Source organism: Streptomyces tremellae, assembly GCF_039540215.1.
GTDB classification, from domain to species: domain Bacteria; phylum Actinomycetota; class Actinomycetes; order Streptomycetales; family Streptomycetaceae; genus Streptomyces; species Streptomyces tremellae.
Map to the genome: position 1 here is coordinate 429,787 of NZ_BAABEP010000001.1, position 9,821 is coordinate 439,607.

The 9,821-nt window shown below is 72.8% G+C and carries 9 protein-coding genes; 1 reads left to right on the forward strand and 8 read right to left on the reverse strand.

Features of this window, described 5'->3' with window-relative positions:
• The first annotated feature begins 4 nt into the window (after nt 1-4).
• The gene (locus ABEA77_RS01850; protein WP_345640162.1) at nt 5-763 is read left to right on the forward strand and encodes a DNA-formamidopyrimidine glycosylase family protein; all 759 of its coding nucleotides are present in this window, start codon (nt 5-7) and stop codon (nt 761-763) included.
• 144 nt (nt 764-907) lie between these two features.
• Here ABEA77_RS01850 and ABEA77_RS01855 read toward each other — a convergent pair whose 3' ends face one another.
• From ABEA77_RS01855 to ABEA77_RS01890, 8 genes are all read right to left on the reverse strand, one after another.
• Nucleotides 908-1,291 carry a helix-turn-helix domain-containing protein gene (locus ABEA77_RS01855; RefSeq protein WP_345640164.1) on the reverse strand — a complete coding sequence of 128 codons (384 nt, stop codon included), beginning with the start codon at nt 1,289-1,291 and terminating at the stop codon, nt 908-910.
• Nucleotides 1,292-1,400: 109 nt separating this feature from the next.
• Nucleotides 1,401-1,949, reverse strand: coding sequence for a CinA family protein (locus tag ABEA77_RS01860; protein ID WP_345640165.1), 549 nt, complete (start codon nt 1,947-1,949; stop codon nt 1,401-1,403).
• Nucleotides 1,946-2,638, reverse strand: a complete 693-nt coding sequence (gene pgsA / locus ABEA77_RS01865) for a CDP-diacylglycerol--glycerol-3-phosphate 3-phosphatidyltransferase (RefSeq protein WP_345640167.1) — start codon at nt 2,636-2,638, stop codon at nt 1,946-1,948. The genes ABEA77_RS01860 and pgsA overlap by 4 nt, the downstream gene beginning before the upstream one ends.
• The gene (gene rimO / locus ABEA77_RS01870; protein ID WP_345640168.1) at nt 2,635-4,152 is read right to left on the reverse strand and encodes a 30S ribosomal protein S12 methylthiotransferase RimO; all 1,518 of its coding nucleotides are present in this window, start codon (nt 4,150-4,152) and stop codon (nt 2,635-2,637) included. The genes pgsA and rimO overlap by 4 nt, the downstream gene beginning before the upstream one ends.
• A gap of 81 nt (nt 4,153-4,233) precedes the next feature.
• Nucleotides 4,234-5,115, reverse strand: a complete 882-nt coding sequence (locus tag ABEA77_RS01875) for a helix-turn-helix domain-containing protein (protein ID WP_345640169.1) — start codon at nt 5,113-5,115, stop codon at nt 4,234-4,236.
• Between the two features lie 194 nt (nt 5,116-5,309).
• The gene (locus ABEA77_RS01880; RefSeq protein WP_345640171.1) at nt 5,310-8,189 is read right to left on the reverse strand and encodes a DNA translocase FtsK; all 2,880 of its coding nucleotides are present in this window, start codon (nt 8,187-8,189) and stop codon (nt 5,310-5,312) included.
• A gap of 200 nt (nt 8,190-8,389) precedes the next feature.
• Entirely contained in the window at nt 8,390-9,064 is a 675-nt protein-coding gene (locus ABEA77_RS01885; protein ID WP_345640211.1) for a response regulator, read from the reverse strand.
• 292 nt (nt 9,065-9,356) lie between these two features.
• Nucleotides 9,357-9,821 (reverse strand): response regulator (locus ABEA77_RS01890; protein ID WP_345640173.1); only part of this gene is annotated, 465 nt, incomplete at its 5' end.

Sequence of the window (9,821 nt, forward strand, 5' to 3'; positions counted from 1 at the left end):
AAGGGTGCCAGAGGGAGACACGGTGTGGCGGGCCGCCCGGACACTGCACGGCGCGCTCGCGGGCCGTGTGCTGGTCCGCGGCGATCTTCGGGTCCCGAGGTTCGCGACGTCGGACCTGACCGGGCGGGCCGTCCTCGACGTGACGCCGCGCGGAAAGCACCTGATGACCCGGGTCGAGGGTGGCCTCACGCTCCACTCCCACCTCGGCATGGAGGGCGCGTGGAAGGTGTACGCGCCGGGCCGGCGCTGGGGCGGGGGCCCGGCGCACGAGATCCGGGCGATCCTCGGCGTGGAGTCCGCGACGGCCGTCGCCTACCGGCTGAAGGTCCTTGAGCTCGTCCGCACGGAGCGGGAGGCGGCCGTCGTCGGCCATCTGGGCCCGGATCTCCTCGGCCCCGACTGGGACGCGGAGCTGGCCCTGGCCAACCTGCTGGCGGAGCCTGAGCGGCCGGTCGGCGAGGCCCTGCTCGACCAGCGCAATCTGGCCGGAATCGGCAACATCTTCAAGTCGGAGGCGTGCTTCGTGGCCCGCGCCCACCCGTGGAGCCCCGTGGGCGCGGTGCGCGGTCCCGAGCGTCTCGTGGAGGCCGCCAGGCGCCTCCTCGAACTCAACAAGCGGGTGTCGAGCGGCAGCCGCCGCCTGCATGTCTTCGGCCGCAGGAGCCTGCCCTGCCCGCGCTGCCGCACCCTGATCCGCAAGGACCCGCAGCTGGACAGGCCCACGTACTGGTGCCCCCGCTGCCAGCCGCCACCCGCGCCCTGAGCGCCGCCGGCCCCTGCCAGCCGCCACCCGCGCCCTGAGCCGCCACCGGCCCCGTACGCCGCGGGCCCCGGGTGCCGACACAGCCGAGCCCCGGCACGTACCACGGGGTACCCGCCGGGGGCTCGCTTCTGACCTGGGGTTGCGCTAGGCGGCGACCACGTCGACCGCTTCGGTCGGCGCCTTGATCGTCACACGTTCCGTCGGCACCTTCGGGACCGACGTCACAGGGACGGAACCCAGCATCGGACGTACTGGTGCGGGCACAGGCTCGTCGGCCGCAGCCGACGCCGCCAGCTCCGCCAACGACAGCTCGTCGCTCACTTCCCTCATGAGCTCGGACATCCGTACGTCAAGCGCGTCGCAGATGGCGGAGAGCAGTTCGGAGGACGCCTCCTTCTGCCCCCGCTCCACCTCGGAGAGATAGCCGAGTGAGACTCGGGCGGACGAGGAGACTTCGCGCAGAGTACGGCCCTGGCGTTGGCGCTGCCGACGCAGCACGTCACCCAGCAGGCGACGGAGCAGGATCATCGGTGGCTCCCTCCTCGGACCGCGTAGCCGCATCCTTCACGCCCCACCGTACCGCCTTGCGACGCGGCCGTGCGGGGAGCGATGTCGTGTTCACTCAGGGCTGCAAACATCAAGTCCCCCCGTTCTGTTCCGTATCCTGTGTCCGCCCGTTCCCGGGCAGTTCGCCCAGCAGCAGGGCCAGGACGGACCGCACACTCTCTCTACGGATGTCCGCGCGGCCGCCGTTCAATCGCAGCGCGGCCACTTTGTCCTGTCCTGCCGGTCCCGAGACCGCCACGTAGACGGTGCCCACCGGCTGCCCGTCCTGCGGCTCGGGGCCCGCGACGCCGGTGGTCGAGACGCCCCAGGCGGCGCCAAGCGCCCGCCGCACGCCCGCGGCCATGGACCTGGCCACGTCCGGGTCGACCGCGCCGCGGGCCGCGAGCAGCCCCCCGTCGACGCCGAGGACGTCCCGCTTGAGCTCCGTCGCGTACGCCGTGACGGAGCCGCGGAAGACCCGCGAGGCGCCCGGCACGCCCGTCACCGCTGCGGCCACCAGGCCGCCCGTGAGGGACTCGGCGACCGCGAGCGTCGTCCCGAGCTCCGTGAGCCGCCGTACGGCGTCCTCGGCGGCCGTGGCGGCGTCCGCGGCGTCTGCGACCTTCGGAGGAGTGCTCACCGCTCCCCCTCCTGCGGGCCCCGCGCGGGCGCCCCGGCCGCGGCGACGCGCTCCGCCGCCAGGCCCTCGCGCCGCAGCACCACGGCCTGCCGCACGTAGTCGAGCCCGGTGAGGACCGTGAGGACGACGGCGACCGCCATCACCCAGAAGCGGAACGTGGCCCACCAGTCGACCAGCGCGAGGACGTACATGCCCACGGCGATGCCCTGGGCGAGCGTCTTCAGCTTGCCGCCGCGGCTTGCCGCGATCACTCCGTGGCGGATCACCCAGAAGCGCATCAGGGTGATCCCGAGCTCCCGCACGAGGATCACCGCCGTCACCCACCACGGCAGGTCCCCGAGCACGGAGAGGCAGACCAGCGCGACCCCCATGATCGCCTTGTCGGCGATCGGATCGGCGATCTTCCCGAAGTCCGTGACGAGGTTGTACGCGCGGGCGAGGTGCCCGTCGAACACGTCCGTGATCATCGCGACGGCGAACGCGGCCCATGCCCAGGCCCGCCACACGGGGTCGTACCCGCCGTTCTGCAGCATCAGCACGACGAAGGCGGGGACGAGCAGCAGGCGCACCATGGTCAGCAGGTTCGCCACGTTCCACAGGCTCGCCTGGTCGACGGCGGCCCCCAGCTTCCCGGCGGGCGCCTGCTTCGAGCCGGCACCGCCCGTCGCGGACGCGGGGACTCCCGTCATCTGGCGGCCTCCTCGACGGCGGTCCTGGGCTGGTCTCCCGGACGGATGGTCAGGTGCTCGGCGACCAGGTCCACGCCCTCGCTGCCGGTCACCTTCGCCTCGACCATACGACCGGGGCGCAGGTCCGTGCCCGAGGTGAGGACCACCTGGCCGTCCGTCTCGGGCGCCTGGTGCGCGGCGCGCCCCACCGCGACGGCGCCGTCGACGCCGGTGTCCGCGACGTCCGCCGACTCCACCAGCACCTCGACACTCTCGCCGAGCCGGTCCTGGGCGCGCTGGGACGTCAGTTCCTCGGCGAGCCTGGAGAGATGGGCGAGGCGCTCGGCGACCACGTCCTCGTCGAGCTTGGCGTCGTACCCTGCGGCCTCGGTGCCCTCCTCGTCGGAGTAGCCGAAGACGCCGACGGCGTCGAGCCGCGCCTCGGTGAGGAACCGCTCCAGCTCGGCGAAGTCCGCCTCGCTCTCGCCGGGGAAGCCGACGATGAAGTTGGACCTGACGCCCGCCGAGGGCGCCTTGGCGCGGATGGTCTCCAGCAGCCCGAGGAAGCGCTCGGTGTCGCCGAAGCGGCGCATGGCGCGCAGCACGCCGGGGGCCGAGTGCTGGAACGACAGGTCGAAGTAGGGGGCCACCTTCGGCGTCGAGGTGAGCACGTCGATGAGTCCCGGGCGCATCTCGGCGGGCTGGAGGTAGCTGACGCGGATGCGCTCGATGCCGTCGACCGCGGCCAGTTCGGGCAGCAGCGTCTCCAGGAGCCGGATGTCGCCGAGGTCCTTGCCGTACGAGGTGTTGTTCTCGGAGACGAGCATGACCTCCTTGACGCCCTGCTCGGCCAGCCACCGCGTCTCGCCCAGCACGTCGCTCGGGCGGCGGGAGATGAAGGAGCCGCGGAAGGAGGGAATGGCGCAGAAGGAGCAGCGCCTGTCGCAGCCGGAGGCGAGCTTCACGGACGCGACGGGGCTGGTGTCGAGCCGTCTGCGCAGCGGCGCCCGCGGCCCGGAGGCGGGGGCGACGCCTGCGGGCAGGTCGGCGGGGGCGGGCGCGATGTCGCCGTGGCCCGGCAGCGCGACCCCGGCGGCCTCCTGGCGCTCCACGGGGCTCAGCGGCAGCAGCTTGCGGCGGTCGCGCGGCGTGTGGGGGGCGTGGACACCGCCGGCCAGGATGGTCTGGAGCCGGTCGGAGATGTCGGCGTAGTCGTCGAAGCCGAGCACGCCGTCCGCCTCGGGCAGGGCGTCGGCGAGCTCCTTGCCGTACCGCTCCGCCATGCAGCCGACGGCGACCACGGCCTGGGTTCTCCCGTGGTCCTTGAGGTCGTTCGCTTCGAGGAGCGCGTCGACGGAGTCCTTCTTCGCGGCTTCGACGAAGCCGCAGGTGTTCACGACGGCGACATCCGCGTCGGAGGCTTCCTGGACGAGCTCCCAGCCGTCCGCCGCCAGGCGGCCTGCGAGCTCCTCCGAGTCCACCTCGTTACGGGCGCAGCCAAGCGTGACGAGAGCGACGGTACGGCGTTCGGGCATGGACTCAAGACTACGTGGTCCCGGCGCCGCGCAGCTCGCGCAGGGTCCCGGCGCCGCCAGGACCCCGCGCAGAGCGGCCCGTCAGCCGGCGGTCGGGTCGCCCTGCGTGTAGGAGAGACGCTCGACCTGGCCCGGCTGGAACTCGTCGTCGACCTTCTTGCCGTTGACGTAGAGCTCTATGGCTCCGGCGTTGCCGAGGATGAGGTCGACCTGCTTGTCGTCCTGGAAGGTCTTCGACTCGCCCTTGGCGAGGATGCCGTCGAACAGCAGTTTCCCGTTGTGCGCCTTGGCCGAGATCCAGCTCTTGTCGTCGACGGCCGAGAGCTTCACCGTCACCTTGTCGCGGGGCGCGGCGGCGATGGCGCTGTCCGAGGTGCCCGGCTTGGGCGCGGCCGGTTTCGCCGGCGCTGCCGTGTGCGACGGCTTGCCCACGGAGCTGCCCGGGGTGGGGCCGCCCGCCTCCGAGGTGTCGCCGCTGCCCGCGACGGTGTCGGAGGAGTCGCCGCCGCTGTGCAGGGCGGTGAAGCCGGCGAAGCCGGCCACGGCGACGATCGCGGCGACCATGGCCGCCGTCCAGTTGGGGCGGCGGCGCTCCGGCCTGATCCGCTCGGCCTCGAACAGCGGGGCCGCCGGGGTCGGGGTGGGCGCGGGCCGCCCGCCGTGCTCCGCGTCGAATTGCTCGACGAGCGGCTCGGGGTCGAGGCCGACCTCCCGCGCGATCATGCGCAGGTGGCCGCGGGCGTACACGTCGCCGCCCGACCGGGAGAAGTCGTCGTTCTCGATGGCGCGGACGATGGGCACGCGGACCCGGGTGGCGGCGCTGACCTCGTCGATGGTCAGGCCGGCCGTGAGCCGCGCCTGCCGCAGGGTCTGTCCGAGCGGGACGCGGTCCTCGGGTGCGGACTCCGCGGGGCGGGGTTCTTCCTGTGGTGAGGTGCCGTCAGATGAGTTGCCGATGGACACGGGTGGGCCTTTCGAGCGTGTAGCCACCTGCTGGACGCTCAGTCTAGGGGTGGTACGAAAGGGTGGGGCAGGCGGGAGGACTCAGCTTCGTGCGCCGCGGGTGCGGGCCTGCGACGCGGCAGGGAGGGCCGTGCTGTCCCTCCCTGCCCACCTTGACGTACGGGTGTCGAAAAGGGTTGCCCCGCCACTTGTCTCTACGAAGACTCCCCCCGGATGACCGACAGCACACCGTCGAGTTCGTCGGCCTTCACGAGGACGTCGCGGGCCTTCGAGCCCTCGCTCGGCCCGACGATGTTGCGCGACTCCATCAGGTCCATCAGCCGCCCGGCCTTGGCGAAGCCGACGCGCAGCTTGCGCTGGAGCATGGACGTCGAGCCGAACTGTGTGGAGACGACCAGTTCGGCGGCCTGGCACAGCAGGTCGAGGTCGTCGCCGATGTCCTCGTCGATCTCCTTCTTCTTCTGCGTGCCGACGACCACGTCGTCCCGGAAGACCGGCGCCATCTGGTCCTTGCAGTGCTGGACGACGGCGGCGATCTCGTCCTCCGTGACGAAGGCGCCCTGGAGCCGGGTCGGCTTGTTGGCGCCCATCGGCAGGAAGAGGCCGTCGCCCTTGCCGATCAGCTTCTCCGCGCCCGGCTGGTCGAGGATGACGCGGCTGTCGGCGAGCGAGGAGGTCGCGAACGCGAGCCGCGAGGGCACGTTCGCCTTGATGAGACCGGTGACGACGTCCACGGAGGGCCGCTGCGTCGCCAGCACCAGGTGGATGCCGGCGGCGCGGGCGAGCTGCGTGATGCGGACGATGGCGTCCTCCACGTCGCGCGGCGCGACCATCATCAGGTCGGCCAGCTCGTCCACGATCACCAGCAGGTACGGGTACGGCTGGAGCTCGCGCTCGCTGCCCTCGGGCGGCTTCACCTTGCCGTCGCGCACCGCCTGGTTGAAGTCGTCGATGTGCCGGAAGCCGAACGCGGCGAGGTCGTCGTAGCGCAGGTCCATCTCGCGCACCACCCACTGCAGGGCCTCGGCCGCCCGCTTCGGGTTGGTGATGATCGGCGTGATCAGGTGCGGGATGCCCTCGTACGCGGTGAGCTCGACGCGCTTGGGGTCGACGAGCACGAGCCGTACGTCCTCCGGGGTGGCCCGCATCATGATGGACGTGATCAGGCAGTTGATACAGGACGACTTGCCGGAGCCGGTGGCGCCCGCGACGAGCATGTGCGGCATCTTCGCGAGGCTGTGCATGACGTAGCCGCCCTCGACGTCCTTGCCGAAGGCCACCAGCATCGGGTCGGTGTCGTCGTCGCCCGCGAGCCGCAGGACGTCGCCGAGGTTGACCATCTCGCGGTCCGTGTTGGGGATCTCGATGCCGACCGCCGACTTGCCGGGGATCGGCGAGATGATCCGCACGTCGGGGCTGGCGACCGCGTACGCGATGTTCTTGGCGAGCGCGGTGATGCGCTCGACCTTGACGGCGGTGCCGAGTTCGACCTCGTAGCGGGTGACCGTCGGGCCGCGGGTGAAGCCGGTGACGGCGGCGTCGACCTTGAACTCGGTGAAGACGGTGGTGAGGGACCGGGCGACGGCGTCGTTGGCCGCGGTGCGGGTCTTGCCGGGGCCGCCGCGCTCCAGCAGGTCTATCGACGGCAGCGCGTAGGTGATGTCCCCGGACAGCTGGAGCTGCTCGGCCCTGGCCGGCAGCCCCTCGGCCGGTTCGGGCGCGGGCTTGGTCAGGTCGGCGATCGCGCCGGCCCCCGCCCCCTCGCCCGCTGTCGTGGCGTCCGTGCGCCGGCCGGCGGCGCCGCGGGCGGTGGGCACGGAGGCGGCGTCGGCGGCCGCGGTGGGCTCCGCGGGCTCCGCGCCTGCGTCCCCGCCGGCCCCCGGACGCCGCACGGAGCCGCTCACGCCCTGGGTGAGGTCGGCGACCACCGGCGAGGGCGAGATGCCGTTGAGCACGGCGCCGTCGAGGGCGGCGGCGGCCGCGGCCGCCACGTCGACCGGGTCCAGCTCCCGTCCGGCGAGCGGGTCCTTGGCCGGCCTGCGGGACCTCCTGTCGCGCCGGGCGAGCGCCTCGGCCTCCGCCTGGTCGTGGTCGAAGACGGCTTCCTGGCCGCGCCGGGGCGCGCCGGAGCGGCGGGGCGCCGGGCGGGCCTGCCGCCATGCCTCGTCCGCCCCTGCTGCTTCCTCATAGGGCTCGGCGTCGCCGTCCTCGGCCTCCGCGGCGAGCGCGGCGGCCTCCTCCTCGGTCGGCGTGACGATGCGCAGCCTGACCCCGAGGAGCCGCAGCCGCTGCGGGATCGCGTTGACGGGGGTCGCCGTGACGACGAGCAGCCCGAAGACCGTCAGCAGCAGCAGGACGGGCACGGCGAGCGGGGCGCCCATCGAGAAGATCAGCGGCTCGGAGACCGCCCAGCCGATCAGCCCGCCCGCGTCCCGCATGGCCTGGGTGCCGGCGTCCCGCCCCGGCGCCCCACAGGCGATGTGGACGAGCCCGAGCACGCCGAGCACCAGCGCGGACAGGCCGATGACGATGCGCCCGTTGGCCTCGGGCTTCTGCGGATAGAGGATCAGCCGCACGGCGATCGCGCCGAGCAGTATCGGCACCAGCAGGTCGAGGCGGCCGAAGGCGCCGGTGATGAGCATGGTGACGAGTTCGCCCACCGGGCCCTTGAGGCTGGACCAGGTGCCCGCGGCGATGATCAGCGCGAGCGCGAGCAGCAGCAGCCCGAGGCCGTCCTTGCGGTGCGCGGGGTCGAGGCCCTTGGCTCCTCGCCCTATGCCGCGCATCGCGCCGCCGACCCCGTGCGCGGCGCCGAGCCACACCGCGCGCACCAGCCGGTAGACACCGCCGGTGGGCGAGGGCGCGGGCCTGGAAGCCGCCTTCGCGCCCTTGCGTGCAGGGGCCTTCTTCGCCGGTGCCTTCTTGGCGGGCGGCCTGCGGGCCGCGGTCTTCTGCGCGGTCTTCCTGGCGGGCGGGGCCGCTGCCTTCTTCGCCGCGCCGGTCGTACGGCCGGGCCGCGGCTTCGCGGTGCCCGCCGCTGGCTGAGAACCCTTGCCGGACGTACGTGAGGCCATGGTGGTGAGGTTACCGGGGTGCGGCGCCGGGGACACGTGCGACCGCCGCTTCACCCGTTCGTGTCGAGGCGGCGCGCGGCCCGGCCTGAGCGCCCGTCAGCGGGCCCGCGCGCCCCGCCCGTACGGCAGGGGCCCGACCGGCGGGCCGCGCAGGGCGCGGCGGTGGCGGAGCGTCAGGGCCCTTCGGGGCCGCGGTGGCGTCAGAGCTGCGGCGGCACTGCGGGGCCCGCGCCTGCCGTGCCGGGCCCGAGGGCGTCGAGGGCCCGGCGCAGCGCGGTGAGTTTGCGCTCCAGGTGAGCCGCGGTGGCGACGGCGGACGCGTCCGCCGCGTCGTCGTCGAGTTGCTTGGACAGCGCCTCCGCCTGCTCCTCCACGGCGGCGAGCCGGGCGGACAGCTCCGCGAGCAGCCCCGCGGGCTCCTGCTCCTTGGCCTCACCCGCGCCCGCGAGTTGCAGCCTCAGCAGCTCCGCCTGCTCCTTGAGCTGGCAGTTCTTCATGTACAGCTCGACGAAGACGGAGACCTTCGCGCGCAGCACCCAGGGGTCGAACGGCTTGGAGATGTAGTCGACGGCGCCCGCCGCGTAGCCGCGGAAGGTGTGGTGCGGGCCGTGGTTGATCGCGGTGAGGAAGATGATCGGGATGTCCCGCGTGCGCTCGCGGCGCTTGATGTGCGCCGCCGTCTCGAACCCGTCCATCCCGGGCATCTGGACATCCAGCAGGATGACCGCGAAGTCGTCCGTCAGAAGCGCTTTGAGTGCTTCCTCCCCTGACGATGCCCGCACCAGTGTCTGATCGAGCGCGGAGAGGATCGCCTCCAGCGCGAGCAGATTCTCCGGCCGGTCATCGACCAGGAGGATCTTGGCCTTCTGCACCATGGCCACCCGCCCTCCTCGCCCCGGCAGCGGCTGTCCCCCGGCTCTGGGGCCCGGTCCGAGACCGAACTGCCCGCCGGGCGACGTGATCCGCGCGCCGTCCGTCCTTGTGCCGGTCATGGTAGCCGCACCCCGCCCGTCGCCACACCCTGTCACCGCGATGTCACGGCGTACGAACGGGGTAACGCGGCACGGGGGCCGATCGTTCCCGGCACCTGTGTCACCCCCACCGTGCCACATCCCCTCTACCACGGCGGGGGTGCCCCCCACGGGGCGACCCCGCCGGGCCGGGGTGTCACTCCTGCCGCATGTAATCCGCCATCATCGCCAGCAGCTGGTCGGAGTCGACGGGCTTGGTCACGTAGTCGGAGGCGCCCGACTCGATGGCCTTCTCCCGGTCGCCCTTCATCGCCTTCGCGGTCAGGGCGATGATCGGCAGCCCCGCGAACTGCGGCATCCTGCGGATCGCGGACGTCGTCTCGTAGCCGTCCATCTCCGGCATCATGATGTCCATCAGGACCACCGTGACGTCGTCGTGCTGCTCAAGCACCTCGATGCCCTCGCGGCCGTTCTCCGCGTAGAGCACGTTCAGCCCGTGCGCCTCGAGGACGCTGGTGAGGGCGAAGACGTTCCGCACGTCGTCGTCGACGATCAGCACCTTCTCCGCGTGGAAGGAGACCGGTCCGCGCGGGCTCTGCGGGCTCTCGCCCGCCTCACCCTCGGCCGGCTCGTCCTTTGGCACCACGGCGGGAACGTGGCC